The following is a 15,583-nucleotide window of genomic DNA, read 5'->3' as shown; positions in this document are numbered from 1 at the left end:
CCGATCTACGTGGACCTGCTATACGAATTTGCATGAACAAGCCGCCGAGCTGGGATCTCTACCGCACGTTCGAGGCTGTGCTCCGGACCGGATCGCTATCTGGCGCCGCTCGCACGCTCGGGCTGACCCAGCCCAGCATCGCGCGGCACATAGACGCACTAGAGCAGGCCATCGGTCGCGACCTGTTCGTGCGGTCGCAGCGCGGACTGACCCCGACCGCCGCTGCGCTTGAGCTCAGGCCCTATGTTGAGCTGCTGGCAAAAACGTCGGCCGCGCTGCTGCGCACGGCAGAAGGCCAAGCGGGCGCGATTGCCGGGACGGTGCGAATCAGTGCGAGCGAGGTTGTCAGTGCCGAGCATTTGCCGGCGATCCTGTCGCGGCTTCGACAGAAGCATCCGGCGCTCGCCTTCGAAATCTCGGCATCGAACAGCGTCGACGACCTGTTGCAGCGTCAGGCCGATATCGCTGTGCGGATGGTCCAGCCGACCCAGCAGTCACTTATCGCACGCAAGGTGGCACCGATCCCGCTCGGCCTCCATGCTCATGTGGACTATCTCGCGCGGCGTGGCACGCCCGTAACGCTGCGCGATCTCGCCGATCATGACCTGATCGGCTTCGACACCGAAACGCCGGCGATCCGCGCCTTTGCCGAGCAGTTTCCGGCATTCAATCGGGCCTCCTTTGCACTGCGGATCGACAGCGACGTGGCGCAGCTTGCTGCGATCCGCGCCGGGTTCGGCATCGGCATCTGTCAGGTACCGGTGGCGGCGCGCGCGCCGGGGTTGGTTCGCGTGCTGGCAGCAGACTTCGCGGTCGACCTCAACGTCTGGATCGTGATGCACGAAGATCTGCGCACCAGCCCCCGCTGCCGCGTCGTATTCGACGACCTAGTGGAAGAATTCGCCGCGCTCACCGGGACTGACGACGCGATCGGTTCGTAACACGCGGGGAGCGTTGCACAACGCCACCGACGGACACCTTAACTCCCCCGGAAGTCTCTCCCAAGCCATGGCCACTCATAGGCCAACGCTGCTTGGACGCACTATCGGTCCTTCCTGCCGCGGATTCAGTTCCCCACCTTCGGATATCCATTAATGTTCGAGGCCCCGATCGTGTGCAGCAGTGTCCACGGTCCGCGGCGCCAGTTGTATATCCTGCGGTTGCGGGCCACCCCGCTACTTGCCCTCCACCACAACTAATGATACCTGGATCGCAATCGATTGCGAAAACGGTATCGATAGTGGTGAGGCAGACATGATCGCGCTCCGGAAATTCCAGCCTGTGGCCGCATCGGTATTCCGGGGCGGCGAAGTCACCGACGTCTGCCAACGGGACGACGCTGCTTGCCGGCGCAGGGTCTCACGATCGGCCCCGGCCTCTGCGTCAATTGCTAATGAACGCGTAATGACCACCACCAGAGCGATCGGCCGGGGCACAGCAGTGCTGATCGCGATAGTCGGCCTGGCAAGTGCGACGACGGCGGTCGCGCGCGATCGCTGGGTGAGCGCATGGGGCACGGCGCAGCAGCTCGCGCCGATGCCGCCCCCGCGCATCCCGCCACCCCCAGCGGGCAGCATTAAGCCCGCACCACCCCCACCGGCAGCCCCTTCGCCGATCGTGCCCACGCCGGAAAAGCTCGTCGATCAGACGATCCGGATGATCGTCCGTCCAACGATCGGCGGCAGCCTGTTGCGCGTGCAATTCTCCAACGCCTCGGGCGGCGAACCAGCGACGATCGCGCACGCGCGCTTGGCAAAGAGCGACGCCGGGGGCGGCATCACAACGAGCACCGATCGCGCGATCAATTTCGCCGGGCAGGCATCGGTGGTTATCCAGCCGGGCACGATGGCGATCAGCGACCCCGTGGTGCTTGATGTGGCAGCGCTCGATCTGCTTGCGGTCTCGATCCACCTGCCGGGCGAAACGGCGGTCAACACGCTGCATCCGTTGGGGCTGCGCACAACGCAGATCGCCACGGGTGACCGGACCGGCGACGCCAGCCTGGCCGGCGCGGAGACCAACCGGTCCTATTTCTGGCTGACCGGCCTCGAGGTACAGGCGCCGGAGACATCGGGCGCGATCGTCACGTTCGGCGATTCTATTACCGACGGCTACGGCACGACGCCGAATACCGCGCGCGCCTGGCCCGATCTTCTCGCCGATCGATTGCAACGCGATCCCCGCACGCGCGGTCTATCGGTCATCAACATGGGTATCTCGGGCAATCGCGTGCGCCGCGATGGCGCGGGCCTGTCGGCGCTCGCTCGCTTCGATCGCGACGTGCTGGCGCGGCCCGGCGTGGAGTGGGCGGTATTGCTGGAGGGGATCAACGACATCAACATCGCCGCCATACCCGGCATTCCCGCCAGCGAGGCAGTGACGGCCGAGCAACTGATCGCCGCCTACACTCAGTTCATCGATCAGGCGCATGGCCACGGCATCAAGGTCGCGGGCGCTACGATCACGCCGACCGAGGGCCTGTGGCTATACAGCGCGAAAACGGAGGCATTGCGCCAGACCCTGAACGTCTGGATTCGCGACAGTGGCAAGTTCGACGCGGTGATCGATTTCGATGCCGCGGTGCGCGATCCGGCGCGAGCCGCCCGCCTCAACCCTGCGTTCGATCCCGGCGATCACGTCCACCCCAACGATGCCGGCAACGCGGCGATGGCGGCGGCGATCGATCTTGGGATTTTCACCCGGTAACGCCACGGGGTAGCGTCCTGCTGCAACCGGGATAGGTTTGTTGCAAAGCGGTTGCAGCAACCCTATCGCGCCCATGTGCTATTGGGAGATGGGGTTTGGCCGGCAAAATCCGAACTATCTATGATCTGGCCGAATTGGCCGGCGTATCGGCGGCGACCGTGTCGCGCGCGCTGGCCGGCAAGAACATGGTCAATTCCAAGACTTCGGAGCGGATCCGCAAGCTTGCCGAGAAGCATGATTTCCGTCCCAGCGCATTGGCGCGCAATCTGCGCACCAAGCAGCGCGGGGCGATCGGCGTCGTCGTGCCGCTCGGTCATGATCGCGGTCAGCATCTGTCCGATCCGTTCTTCATGACGCTCATCGGCTATCTTGCCGACGAACTCACCGAACGCGGCTTCGATCTCGTCCTGTCGCGCGTCATTCCCAATCAGGACAATTGGCTATCGAAGCTGATCGATGCCGATCGCGTCGATGGCTTCATCGTCATCGGCCAATCCGATCAATCGGTGGTGCTGGATCGCATTGCCGGCGATTACCTGCCATTGGTCGCCTGGGGCGGCTTCGTCCAGGGCCAGATCCATTGTTCGGTCGGCACCGACAATTATCTGGGCGGCCGGATCGCCACGCAGCATCTGATCGAGCGCGGCTGCCGAAGGATCGTGTTTTTGGGCAACACGCAGGCGATCGAGCCGTCGCTGCGACTGGAAGGTGCTAAGGCCGCCATCCGCGCGCGCGACGATATCGTGCTGGTCGACACCCCGACGCACTTCGCGTCCGAGGTCAGCGGTTCCGACATCGACGATTTCCTGAGCCAGACGGATGTGCGTCCCGACGGCATCTTCGCTGCCTCTGATCTGATCGCGCTTACCGCGATCCAGGTGCTGGCGACGCGCGGCATTTCCGTGCCGGGCGACGTGAAGGTGGTCGGGTACGACGATCTGTACGTCGCCCGCACCAGCGCGCCGCCGCTCTCGACCGTGCGGCAGAATATCGCGGCGGGCGCCGCGCATCTCGTCGGCAGCCTGATGAAGCGTATCGCGGGCGAAGCTACCGGATCGACGATCCTCAATCCCGAATTGATCGTACGGGGAAGCACCTGACCCCGCGTGACGCAAGCACGGATGGCGATTGACTTGCAATCGATTGCCAATACGGTGCACCCCAACAACGAAGGCCATACCGCGCGCCGATGACGGACGGGGATGAGGTAACGAACACCCGGGAGAGCGATCATGACGAGAAACATTAAGGGGTATAGCGGCCTGGCCGCGCTGGCACTGTCGTTGGCCGCTGCCGGCGTCCAGGCGCAGATGGCGGCCCCCGCGCCCGCCACCACGGCCGCACCGTCATCCGACGACGCTGCCAAATTGCGGCCGATAGCGCCCGAACTGCAGGAATCTGCGCGCAAGGCGATGGGATTTTCCAAGATGATGGGCAACATCGACGAGAAGATGGTGCTCGCGTCGCGCAATCGTCCCGCCGGCCCGCCGCCGGCCGAGCGGCAGGCCGATGTGCCCGTTAGCGAACAGATGATCCCGGGGCCCAAGGGCGCACCGCAAGTGAAGGTGTTCGTGATCAACGCGAAGGCCGGCACCAGCCGTCCCGGCATTCTCCACACACATGGCGGCGGCTTCATCCTGGGCACTGCAGCGACTGATATCCGCCGTCTGCAGGACATCGCGCGCGAACTCGATTGCGTGATCGTGACGGTCGAATATCGCCTTGCGCCCGAAACCGATTTCGCCGGATCGATGGAAGATAACTATGCCGGGCTGCGCTGGATGAACCGGAATGCCGCGGCACTCGGGCTGGATCCCAGCCGCATCGCCCTGACCGGCGAAAGCGCCGGCGGCGGCCATGCAGCATTGCTCGCCATCACCGCGCGCGACCGCGGCGAATTCCCGATCTTGTTCCAGGCATTGGTCTATCCGATGCTCGACGATCGCACCGGCGGCGTGGTGAAGGCACCCGCGCATATCGCCACGGTCGGCTGGAGCTCATCGGAAAACCAATATGGCTGGCGCGCCTTTCTCGGGCAACAGCCCGGCACCGCGTCGGTCCCTGCCCGCGCCGTCCCCGCGCGCACCAAGAGCCTGGCCGGATTGCCGCCCACGTTCATCGAAGTCGGCGGGGTGGATTTGTTCGCCGGCGAGGATATCGACTATGCCCATCGGCTCAACGATGCCGGCGTGCCGACCGAGTTGCTGGTCATCCCAGGCGCATTCCACGGCTTCGATCAGCTGGCACCCGACAGCCCACAAGCCAAGCAATTCACCGGTGCCAAGATCGAAGCGCTGCGCCGCGCCTTCGCCCACGCCGCCAAATAGCGAAGGGGCGGGCTTGCCGGGCACGGCTCCGGCAAGCCCGCCGCGTGGCTGCCGACATTCCCGGCGCGCGGCCCGGCGCGACCGATCCGCGACAGCAAACGATTGCAGTGATTTGGTAGCCACAATCCGACGCTCGTAATTCGGCGCCCGGTTTGCTTGACGATCCAGCCGGTCGAGTTTATGCAATCGATTGAAATTATAAAAACAGGGAGAGGGATGATGATGATGCTTCGCAGCACCGTTGCGACGATCGCACTTGCAGGAAGCCTGATAGCGTCGGCGGCATCGGCACAAACCGCCACTACCGAGACGCCGCAGCCCACCGACCAGGCGGACGCCCGCCCGGATGAAGGCCAGGACATCGTCGTCACCGCGTCCAAATCCGGCGCGCAGACACTGCAGAGTGTCCCACTCGCGATCCAGGCGTTCAGCGGCGAAGAGCTAAAGGAACGCAACATCACCACAGTCGGCGATTTGGTCTCCAGCGTGCCTGGCGCGTCGGAGGGCTTCCGTCAGTCGAACGGCTCGCGCTTCTACAATTTGCGCGGCGCCGTTACCCAGAACGGGGATTCCCCAATCGGCTATTATCTCGACGACGCGCCGTTCATCGTCACCAATTTCGGCATTGCGCCGCCGGTGCGCTTTATCGACATCCAGCGCGTCGAAGTGCTGCGCGGCCCGCAAGGCACGCTCTACGGCCAGGGCTCGTCCGGCGGCGTGTTCATCTTCCACACGCGCGATCCAGATCTCAAGAAAATCGATTATGCGTTCGAGGCGGAATCCTCGAAGACGCTCGGTGCCGGCGGGCTGAACTACGGCGTCGCCGGCGCGATTTCCATCCCGCTCGTCAAGGATGTGTTGGCGGTTCGCGTCAGCGGCGGTTTCTCGCGCGAGTCCGGTTGGGCCGATGCCTATTTCGGCGCCTTTGACGGCACGCCCGACCAGAAGGGCGTCAACTCCGCCAAGAACGACGATCTGCGCGTTGTCGTGCTGGCCCGGCCGGCGGATAACGTCAATATTCGCGCGCAATACTGGAATTTCCGGCCGCGGCAGAACTTCACCGGCTTCACTGCCTCGGTCGAGCCGCCCTATTTCGAAAATACCGCCGGGCAGGATGGCTTTTCCAACGGCGACTTCACGTTGCTGAGCCTGACCGCGACAGTCGATTTCAAGGCTTTCAGCGTGACCAGCGCGACGAGCTATTTGAAGGGTGAATTCGGGATCAACATTCCGCTATCGCCGGCGGGCTCGTTCTCCAGCCAATTCCTGCCGAAAATGTTTGCGCAGGAACTGCGCGTCAACTCGAACGGCGCCGGGCCGTTCCACTGGGTGATCGGCGGTTCGTATCAGAATGGCAGCGGCCCGCAGGTCAATGCGCTCACGCTGCCTGGCGTGGTGATCAACGCCGACAACAATACGACGACCAAGAACTACGCGGTGTTCGGCGAGGTTAGCTACGACCTGTTCGACGGCAAGCTCGTACCGCTGGTGGGGCTGCGCACCTATCACGACAAACGCGCCTTCGTCGATGCCACGGCAACCGTGCCGACCAAGGAGAGCGTTCGCACCTGGCGCCTCAATCTCTCTTATCTGCCGAGCGACGACCTGACGATGTTCGTCTCTGCGTCGACCGGTTTTCGCCCCGGCATCGTACAGTCGCGCGTGCAGGTCGAATCGCTTGCGCTGGCTGGCGTTCCGGTCGGCGTGGCGCTCGATCCCGAATCGACCAAGAATTACGAGTTCGGCCTGAAATGGCGCAGCCCGAGCCGCGCGTTGACCGTCGGCCTCAATCTCTACCAGCTCGAATATACCGATCTGCAGACCTCGGTCACCGGCGGTATCGACAACGTCGATGGCTATGCGAATTTCGGTGACGCCACCACCAAGGGGATCGATCTGGAAGTGCATTGGCGCACGCCGCTCGAGGGGCTTAATCTCGGCTTCGTCGGCAACGTCAACGACAGCAAATACGACACGGTCAACGCGACGGTCGCGGCGGCGCAACCGTTGCTCCGCCCCGGCGCGCGCTTGCTCAACACGCTCGACAACAATTATCGCATCGACGTCAATTACAGTCGCGATATCGTCCCGGACTTCGAGGGTTTCGGCAACCTGTCGTTCAGCCACAGCGGCGACCGTATACAGACCAACGGCAATACGGCGCGCCCCTATAATCAGGTTGGCCTTACGATGGGCGTCCGCCACAACGATTGGGAACTCGCCCTGGTCGGCAACAACCTCGCCGACGAGCGGGGACCGACGTTCATCGGCACGACCGGGCCGCTATCCGGCTCCGGCCCGACCCCGCGCACTATCGGCCTGCGCTTCCGCGTGAACCCGCATTAAGAGCGGTGCGACGGTGGGCACGATATCGCCCACCATCGAGCGGTAGGCAGGGTATGGCGGATGGCCAACAAGGAGCGGAGAACGTGACAGACAGCCAAGCGACCACGGGCGGCGGCACGACGCTGCTCAAGGCGCTCGTGTTCCTGATGTTCGCGATGTTCGCGATGACCACCGACTCGGTCGGCACCGTCATTCCGGAAGTGATCCGCGAATTCCGGCTGGGCCTCACGGCGGGCGGCTCGTTCCAATATGCCACCATGTCGGGGATCGGCATTTCGGCGATCGCGCTCGGCTTCCTGGCCGATCGGATCGGGCGCAAGGCGACGATCCTGATCGGCCTGTGCCTGTTCGGCGCCAGCTCCGCCCTGTTCGCCGCGGGGCACAATTTCCTGTTCTTCGTCGCCTTGCTGTTCATCGCCGGGCTCGGCATCGGCATCTTCAAGGCCGGCGCGCTGGCGCTGATCGGCGATCTCTCGCGTTCCACCCGCGAACATGCGCGAACGATGAACCTGATCGAGGGCTTTTTCGGCATCGGTGCAATCGCCGGCCCGGCGATCGTGGCGTACATGCTGCATACCGGCGCGAGCTGGAAATGGGTCTATCTGATCGCCGCCATGTTGTGCGGCCTGCTCGTGCTCGGATCGGCCTTCGCGCGCTTTCCCCGCCCGATCGTGACACGCGCCGAACCGGCACATGCCAGCGAAGCGATCCGCATGGCGACCGACCCTGCCGCACGGTTCTTCGGCGGCGCGCTGATGCTGTATGTCGGCGCGGAAGCAGCGATCTATGTCTGGGCGCCGACCTATCTTGCTGATTATGACGGCTCGTGGACGTGGCTGGCGGCGTATGTCGTGTCGATCTTCTTCGTCCTTCGCGCGGTCGGCCGCTTCCTCGGCGTGTGGCTGTTGTCGCGGCTCGACTGGGCCACCGTGCTGCTGGCGTGCAGCGCGGCGATGGCGCTGCTGCTATGGGTCGCCGTGCTCGGCGGGCGCGAAGTGGCGATCTTTGCGCTTCCCGCCACCGGCCTGTTCATGTCGGTGCTGTACCCGACGATCAATTCCACCGGGATCAGCTGTTACGACAAGGGCCGCCACGGATCGATTGCCGGGCTGCTGCTGTTCTTCACCTGCCTCAGCGCCGTGTTCGCGCCGATGGCGATGGGCGCGCTCGGCGACTGGCTCGGCGACAGCGCGTATAGCCTGGTGCTCGGCGCGGTCTTCGCCAGCCTGCTTACCGCGCTGTGCGGTTGGAACGTCGCCCATGCGCCGTTCGCGGCCATGCTCGCCGCGCGCGACGTCGACGATTATGGCGTGCAGGGCGGTGCCGAACTGACGGCACCGTCGCAACGCTAGATCGGGCCTATCTTGGACGGCAAACGTGCAGCAAAAAGGTCAATCGCGCAGCTCGATGCCAAAGCCCGGCGCGACCGATATGGAAAAGGCCGAGAGCTTCGTCTGCGGCAAACTGTGAAGAGAATGTCGGCGATAACGATCGTCAAGTTTCTGGTCAGCGTTGCGGCCATCGCGACGATGCCCGGCATGGCGGCCGAGCCGGAACGGCAGGATGCCGCCCCGGTGATGGAATTCGCGTTCGAGGAGATCGTCACGCTGGGCCCGGCAACGGCGGTCGGCAAGACCGGCCATGGCGGGCGAACGATCGTTCCGATCACCGGCGGCAGCTTCGCGGGCCCGCAGATCCGCGGCGTAGTGATGCCCGGCTAGGATTGGCAATTGCAGCGCAGTGACGGCTGCGCCGAATTGCAGGCGGATTACATGCTGCGCACAGATGACGGCACCGTAATAAACGTCGTTAACAAGGGCGTCGCCTGCCCGGCCGGCTCGGGCGCGCCGCCGCTGCGCACGATGGCGGTGTTCGAGACACCGACCGGCAAGCACGTTGGCTGTCCAAATCGGCCTTCGTCGGCGTGATCGTGCCCTACGCCGCGCCCGGCGGACCGACAGTGAAGATCCGCTTCTACCGCGCCCGCTGAACTCAGCCTTTCGCCGCGACATGCCGATCGAGCCACGCGGCAAACAGCGCCGACCACTGCCCGCACGGCTTGTCCGCCGGTCCGAGACCGAAGCCGTGCCCGCCTTTCTCGAACAGATGCACTTCCACCGGCCGTTTGGCGGCCTGCAACGCGCGCAGCATGATCAAGCTGTTCTCGGGCGGCACGGCCGTATCGTCCAACGCATGGACCAGGAATAGCGGCGGTGTCTGCGCGCTGACATGCGTGGCCGGCGAACGTCGCGCGACCAGCGCCGCCGAGGGGTCCCTACCCAGCAATCGCAGCGCCGATTCGGCGTGCGTGATCGGCGCGGTCGCGCTGATCACCGGATAGATCAGGCCGATCCCGACGGGTCGCGCATCCAGCGCATCGGTCGCATCGCGTGGCCGATACACCGGCTGGGCAAAGTCGGTGGCCAGCGTCGCGCCAAGATGGCCGCCGGCCGAAAAGCCCAAAACGGCGATAGTGTCAGGACTGTAGCCATATTTTTTGGCCTGCGCGCGGATCACGCGCATCGCGCGCTGCGCATCCTGCAGCGGCACATCCGCACGCCCCTCCCAGCCCTCGTCCGGCAAGCGATAGGTCAGCACGAAGACGGTATAGCCTCGTGCGGTCATCGCGCGCGCGACATCGACGCCTTCGTTCAGGATCGATACGAACGTATAGGCGCCGCCCGGCATGACCAGCAGCGCGCGGCCGTTAGACCTGGCCGGTCGGAACACGCGCAGCACCGGACGCTCGATGTTGCGCAACATGATGTCGGGCCAGCCCGGCGGCAGCGGTTTGGCCGCAAAGCCCGTGGTCGGCGGGCCATCGGGCCACAAGGCGATTTGTTCGGCATCGATCCAGGATTTGGGCATCGGCGGCAATTTGGGGAATTGCTGCGACTGCGCCTGTGTGACCACGCTGATGCCAGCGAGGCCGACGGCCCCGGTAAGAAACGATCGTCGCGCGATCGGCACGCCCAGACGTTCAAGATCCGATGTCATTCTCACCTCTCCGGCACGACCGTCGCGCTCTGTCTCCAGTACGGTTGCCACGATAAGATCCGTTGCACCACACGGAATCAAGTATTATTCACAATCGATTGCGGATCGGTCGACCCTATCTCGCGGTTCGACCGGCGAAGGCACGGATTTCCGAAAAATCAGGTGCAATCGATTGTAATCGGGATCGCTTCTCGGTAGAGAAGTAGCGATAAATTCATGGAGGGACGGCATTGGTCTGGCATAGTGGCGCAGGCCATACTCGGCAGGAGGTCGCTGCCGTCGCGCGCAGGATCGCGGCCAGCACTTCCAAAACACCAGGACGGACGACGCATTGACACACTCGTCCGCTTCCCCCGTTCCCGGCAAACCCGCCCCCAGCGACTGGACCACCGAGCAGGTCCGTGCGATCGACGACATTCGACCCGACGCCGCACCGTTGATCGGTAGCGAGCACGTAATCCCTGTCGCGGCGGATCTGGATATCTGGGATGCCTGGCCGATCCAGGATGCAGACGGAACGCCGGCCGCACTCGACGGCGGGGTAACATTATGGATGGCGCTCGGCGCACCGCAATTCCCCGAGCCTGAGACGCGCCACGGTCATGCGCGGATCCATCTATTGTCGCGGGATGCCGGTGGATGGAAACATCTCGGCCCGGCGCTCGCCGACGGATTTTCGCCCGGCAGTCGCGAATGGTCCGGCTCGGCATTGCTCGCACCGGATCGCAGATCGCTGATCCTGTTCTTCACCGCGACCGGGCGGCGCGGCGAAACGACGCCGACGTTCGAACAGCGGCTGTTCCGCGCCGACGCGACACTCGTTCACACCGAACAGAGCTATCGACTGATCGACTGGCGCGCACTGCAGGAGATCATAAAACGCGATCCGGCGCATTACATGGCCAGCGATGCTGGTACCGGCGCGGTCGGCACCATCAAGGCGTACCGCGATCCGGCCTATTTCCGCGATCCCAAGGACGGCCGCCACCATATCTTCTTCGCCGCCTCGCTGGCCGGGTCGGCATCCGCCTTCAACGGTGCCGTGGGCACCGCGATCGCGCGCGATGATTCGCTAGAGAATTGGCAAATCCAGCCCCCGCTGATCAGCGCAGATACGCTGAATAACGAGCTGGAGCGCCCCCATGTCATCTTCCATGACGGGCTATACTATCTGTTCTGGTCCACCCAGACACATGTGTTCGACCCCGACGGACCGCTCGGCCCCACTGGCCTGTACGGCATGGTCTCCGATCGTTTGAGCGGCGACTGGCGCCCGCTCAATGGCACCGGCCTGGTGTTCGCCAACCCACCCGAGGCCCCGAAACAGGCCTATAGCTGGCTGGTCCTGCCCGATTTGCAGGTGACGAGTTTCATCGATGCCTGGGGCAGCGATGGCAAGGATGCCAATGCCAAGCGCTTCGGTGCGACCTTCGCGCCGATGCTGCGGTTGCGCCTGAACGGCGCCAGCGCCGGGCTGGCTGGGCTAGCGTGACGGCCACCGGGCGTTTCGCCGGGATCGAACTAGGCGGCACCAAGGCGATCGCCGTGATCGCCGACGGCAACCGGATCGTCGATCGCCATGTCATTGCCACGGCCGCGCCCAGCCAGACCCTGGCGGCGTTGCGCGCGCGGCTCGACCGATGGCACGCCGAGACACCGTTCGACGCACTCGGCATCGCGTCGTTCGGGCCAATCCAACTCGATCCGGCGCATCCCGATTTCGGGCATATCCTGGCCACGCCCAAGCCGGGCTGGGCCAGCGCGCCGGTCGCAGCAACGCTAACCGACGGGCTCGCCTGCCCGTGGCGGATCGATACCGACGTGAACGGCGCGGCCCTCGCCGAATATCGTTGGGGCGCGGGCGGGCAATGCTCCAGCCTGTGCTACATCACGATCGGCACCGGGCTGGGCGGTGGTGTGCTGATCGATGGTCGGCCGGTGCACGGTGCGATGCATCCCGAGATCGGGCATCTACGACTGCGTCGCGCGAGCGGTGATACGTTTGCCGGCAGTTGCCCGTTCCATGGCGATTGCATCGAAGGATTGGTCTGTGGCCCGGCGCTTCGCGACCGGTTTGGCATGAACCCCGCCGACGCACCGGATACGCATCCCGTCTGGCGGCGCGTCGCCGCGGACATCGCCGAATTGTGCGGCACGATCCTACTCACGACCGCGGCACAGCGCATCTTGTTCGGCGGCAGCGTGATCCTCTCGCGCCCGTTCCTGCTGCCCTGGGTCCGCGAGATGGTGGTCGCTCGGCTCGGCACCTATCTGCCGTTCCTGGATACCGCCAGTGCCGAGCGGCTCGTGCAGTCGGCTGGGCTGGGCGCCGAAGCCGGGCCGCTGGGCACGATTGCCTTGGCTCAGGCAGCGCTAGGACAGGACGACCGCTGACGCGGGCGGCCCGGCGGGTATCAGGCTCCGTCGCCACCCGGTGGTGGCGACGATGACCGTCCGCGTCACTTGGCGTCGACCGTGGCGATCAGGTCGAGCAATCCGTCGACGATCGCCGTTTCGGCGCAACCCGGCTTCAACCGCGACGATACCACTTCGAACGTATTGTACGCGAATGCCGCGTCGTTGGGGATGTAGCCCGATTCCGCCATGCCGTTGGTGAGGGTGGTCATCATCGTGTGCTTGACCGGCGATTCACGCTTGAAGCGTTGTGCGATCGTGGTGAACACTTCGCCGTTCACGCCGCCGATCACCGTATCGCCGATCTTCAGCAGGCTCAACCGCAGATCGATCGGATCGGCATCCTGATACGTGCCGGCATAACCCGCCCGCCCCTGATCCAGCCGCTTCCGCCCCGGGCAGGTCACCGTCTTCTGCGCGCCCGCGATCCGCGCGTCGGTCATCGGTCGTTCCAGGCTCGCGCGCGCGACATGCAGCACTTCTTCGCCCAGCATCTGCCCCATCGACAGCGCCATCTGCTTCTGCTGCTTCATCAGCGTCGCTACGCGCGGATTGTTGCGATCCATCCCCGTTCCGCCGGGCGGCATCGCATTGCTGATATCCTCGCCGCGCTTGGCATAATCGGCGATGCGGATCGCACGCAGATCGTAGGTTTGCTGGAAGAAGATCGGGTTCTGGTCGCCCGCCGCGCCGTTCGAATAGACCGCCACCGCGTCGCCGCCGAGCGAGTCCTCGATATAGTTCGATGCCGCCCCCGGCAGATCAGCGCTGATCATGTCCAGATTGCCGGTCAGCACGGCATGCACGCCGTAATTGTAATAGATCGCGATCGGCGTGCCGGTCGGCGTTTCGAACCGCACCACCGCCACCGTCTTGTCGGACGGGCCTTCGTAATTGGGCCCTTCCCACCAGCGATGCGTCTCTTGATCGATGATGTTGCGGTTGACGTTGATATACGAAACCCCCGTCCCATACGCCATCCGCGCCGGCCGGATCGCGGCGGCCGCCTTGCGTACCGCTTCGAAGATCTTGCCCTCATACGCATCGCCGCGCAGCCACGGCGCGCTGTGTGTATGCGTCGCGGTCAACAGGAATTGCGTCGCGGGAATGCGCAGCTCGCGCGCGGCGCGCGCGCTTACCCGCTGCCAGGTGTCCGTGCCGATCGCGCCGGCATCCACGGTGACCATTGCCGCGCGCGTCTTCCCGTCATCCACCACGATCGCGCGCACATTGATCGGATCAAGCACGCCGAGCATGTTCTTGGGCATATCCGCGCTTGCCGGCGTCACATCCACCTTGGCAGCGCCCACCTTCAGCGCGCCGGCCTTTGGTGTACGTTGCGCTATGGAAGCCGTGGTCGGGCCACACAAAACGACGGCGAGCGCCGCATAGAGCTGAAATTTCATGGCGGTCTTCCTGTCTTCAACTGGCCGATTGGAGGCTCGAGAGCACTGAAATCATGCGTGGTTGGGCAGGGTATTGTGACGGCGTTTTACCCGCAGTGCGCATCCATTATCCCCTCTCCTCGTCTATCGCGATGACTTATTTGCAATCGATTGCTATGGGTAATGGCCGGCGTCACCGAACGCAACAGCGTTCGCGCAGATCGTCGGCGGATCTGTCTCCCCGACACGAACGGTCGCTTTCGGGAACTTTCATATTAAAAATGTAGCGCCATGGGTTCGAATGCTTAACGGACGGATCAGCTTCGTGAACGAACGTCCGGTTAAGTTATCAATGTTCCTGAAAGCAGCCAGTCCGGATTCCACCCATACCAACCATGCTGCCCTATGCTGGTAAGCAGAGTGCCCGTCGGACCTATCGCTGGCGTCCAACTCGCTACATAATTGGACAAAGATCACATGGCAGTGCGGAGCGTTATGTACGGCAAGAAAGACATAAGGAGCCATTCTGGCTACTCAGTCGACGTCCCAAAACCTGCCGTTTGTTCACGCCGTCGAACAGATTATGCCGAATTTTGTCGCATCACCTTATGGTCACCCGAAATGAAATTTCACTTTCCCGAAGCTTGGATCGTCACCTGACAAAGCGGCGGCTTACCACTGCCATCTTCGAAAGCGATCGGGCCGCTTTCCGCAAAAACTGGCCTACAGCGCCCATGACCTTCCGAATGAACGAATGGAAGCTTGCGGCGATTGACGCTCCAAACTGGACAGGCCGGTTCCCTGAAGAGTTTCGAGTGCCGGCGGGCGTACGAAAGTCTGGGAGGCCCGAACCCGCGGGCATCAAGTGGTGACCTATGGGGATTTCGGATTTAGGCGGTTGGAGTGATTGCTGACCGGACGGATTTATCGTCGGGCGCCCCTGTGGACCGACCGGATGCGGGAGCTGATGATGGGTTTTCAGGTATAGGTCGACGATCCGCGCCGGGCGCAGCGACGCCTTTGATATCGTTACGCGCGCGCTCGTCCCTTCCCCCACTCGGTCGCGATGCGGGGTCTATCGATAACGGGCCGTGCCGGGTCACAGCGCCTGTACTCCGGGTGGCACCGGCGACGCCGGCGGGGCGCGGGGCGCCGACGATCGTGCCATTCGCGAGTATTTTGCCGTCCTCGACGATGCCGCATTCGGGGCTGCCACGACGGTCGTGCTGAAATTTTCTGGCGCCAGCGGATCCCGCAACGCGCTGGACCTGCGCGCATGGCGGGCAAGCCTATTATGCCTACTCGCCCAACTATCTCATCGATCTCGACCATGCCGTCATCAAGGACGCCAAGCCGAGCACCGCGATCCGGCAGGCCGAAGTGGCCGCCTGTAAACAAATGATCGGC

At 64.0% G+C, this 15,583-nt stretch carries 10 protein-coding genes and 2 pseudogenes; 10 read left to right on the top strand and 2 right to left on the bottom strand.

The window, feature by feature from the left end; translation table 11 throughout:
- The first annotated feature begins 32 nt into the window (after positions 1–32).
- The 7 genes and pseudogenes from U1739_RS02860 to U1739_RS02830 all read left to right on the top strand — a co-directional run bounded on the left by U1739_RS02860 (position 33) and on the right by U1739_RS02830 (position 9,307).
- Positions 33–941: a LysR family transcriptional regulator gene (locus U1739_RS02860; RefSeq protein WP_332703786.1), complete on the top strand. Its 909-nt coding sequence runs from the start codon at positions 33–35 to the stop codon at positions 939–941.
- Positions 942–1,404: 463 nt separating this feature from the next.
- Complete coding sequence (locus U1739_RS02855; protein ID WP_332703784.1) at positions 1,405–2,706, top strand: SGNH/GDSL hydrolase family protein; 1,302 nt, start codon at positions 1,405–1,407, stop codon at positions 2,704–2,706.
- Positions 2,707–2,801: 95 nt separating this feature from the next.
- Positions 2,802–3,806 (top strand): LacI family DNA-binding transcriptional regulator, encoded by a 1,005-nt coding sequence (locus U1739_RS02850; protein WP_332703782.1) that lies wholly within the window; start codon positions 2,802–2,804, stop codon positions 3,804–3,806.
- Between the two features lie 132 nt (positions 3,807–3,938).
- Positions 3,939–5,033, top strand: a complete 1,095-nt coding sequence (locus tag U1739_RS02845; RefSeq protein WP_332703780.1) for an alpha/beta hydrolase — start codon at positions 3,939–3,941, stop codon at positions 5,031–5,033.
- Positions 5,034–5,252: 219 nt separating this feature from the next.
- Entirely contained in the window at positions 5,253–7,379 is a 2,127-nt protein-coding gene (locus U1739_RS02840) for a TonB-dependent receptor (protein WP_332703778.1), read from the top strand.
- Positions 7,380–7,462: 83 nt separating this feature from the next.
- Positions 7,463–8,731 carry an MFS transporter gene (locus U1739_RS02835; protein WP_332703776.1) on the top strand — a complete coding sequence of 423 codons (1,269 nt, stop codon included), beginning with the start codon at positions 7,463–7,465 and terminating at the stop codon, positions 8,729–8,731.
- Between the two features lie 123 nt (positions 8,732–8,854).
- Positions 8,855–9,307: pseudogene (locus tag U1739_RS02830) on the top strand (DUF3237 domain-containing protein).
- A gap of 64 nt (positions 9,308–9,371) precedes the next feature.
- On the opposite strand, the gene U1739_RS02825 reads toward U1739_RS02830, so the two are convergent.
- A complete protein-coding gene (locus U1739_RS02825) occupies positions 9,372–10,376 on the bottom strand; it encodes an alpha/beta hydrolase (protein WP_332703774.1) in 1,005 nt (334 codons plus the stop codon).
- A 331-nt stretch (positions 10,377–10,707) separates the two neighbouring features.
- Here U1739_RS02825 and U1739_RS02820 point away from each other — a divergent pair, with 331 nt between their 5' ends.
- Both U1739_RS02820 and U1739_RS02815 read left to right on the top strand, forming a co-directional pair.
- Positions 10,708–11,868, top strand: coding sequence for a glycoside hydrolase family 68 protein (locus U1739_RS02820; RefSeq protein ID WP_332703772.1), 1,161 nt, complete (start codon positions 10,708–10,710; stop codon positions 11,866–11,868).
- On the top strand, positions 11,865–12,770 hold the full coding sequence (locus U1739_RS02815) for an ROK family protein (RefSeq protein ID WP_332703770.1): 906 nt from the start codon (positions 11,865–11,867) through the stop codon (positions 12,768–12,770). Before U1739_RS02820 ends, U1739_RS02815 begins: the two co-directional genes overlap by 4 nt.
- 65 nt (positions 12,771–12,835) lie before the next feature.
- Here U1739_RS02815 and U1739_RS02810 read toward each other — a convergent pair whose 3' ends face one another.
- Positions 12,836–14,197 (bottom strand): neutral/alkaline non-lysosomal ceramidase N-terminal domain-containing protein, encoded by a 1,362-nt coding sequence (locus U1739_RS02810; RefSeq protein WP_332703768.1) that lies wholly within the window; start codon positions 14,195–14,197, stop codon positions 12,836–12,838.
- A gap of 1,139 nt (positions 14,198–15,336) precedes the next feature.
- Between U1739_RS02810 and U1739_RS02805 the strand changes: the two are divergent.
- Positions 15,337–15,580 (top strand): annotated as a pseudogene (locus U1739_RS02805) (IS5/IS1182 family transposase); the annotation flags it as partial.
- Positions 15,581–15,583: the final 3 nt, after the last annotated feature.

The organism is Parasphingomonas puruogangriensis, assembly GCF_036663635.1.
GTDB lineage: Bacteria > Pseudomonadota > Alphaproteobacteria > Sphingomonadales > Sphingomonadaceae > Sphingomonas.
Note: the sequence above shows the minus strand (reverse complement) of the source record. Positions and strands in the feature narration are given on the sequence as shown.

Excerpts from the sequence above, each read along its gene's own strand:
- U1739_RS02860 (WP_332703786.1), top strand. The coding sequence starts at position 33 with ATGAACAAGCCGCCGAGCTGGGATCTCTACCGCACGTTCGAGGCTGTG.
- U1739_RS02855 (WP_332703784.1), top strand. The coding sequence starts at position 1,405 with ATGACCACCACCAGAGCGATCGGCCGGGGCACAGCAGTGCTGATCGCG.
- U1739_RS02845 (WP_332703780.1), top strand. The coding sequence starts at position 3,939 with ATGACGAGAAACATTAAGGGGTATAGCGGCCTGGCCGCGCTGGCACTG.
- U1739_RS02840 (WP_332703778.1), top strand. The coding sequence starts at position 5,253 with ATGATGATGCTTCGCAGCACCGTTGCGACGATCGCACTTGCAGGAAGC.
- U1739_RS02825 (WP_332703774.1), bottom strand. The coding sequence starts at position 10,376 with ATGACATCGGATCTTGAACGTCTGGGCGTGCCGATCGCGCGACGATCG.
- U1739_RS02810 (WP_332703768.1), bottom strand. The coding sequence starts at position 14,197 with ATGAAATTTCAGCTCTATGCGGCGCTCGCCGTCGTTTTGTGTGGCCCG.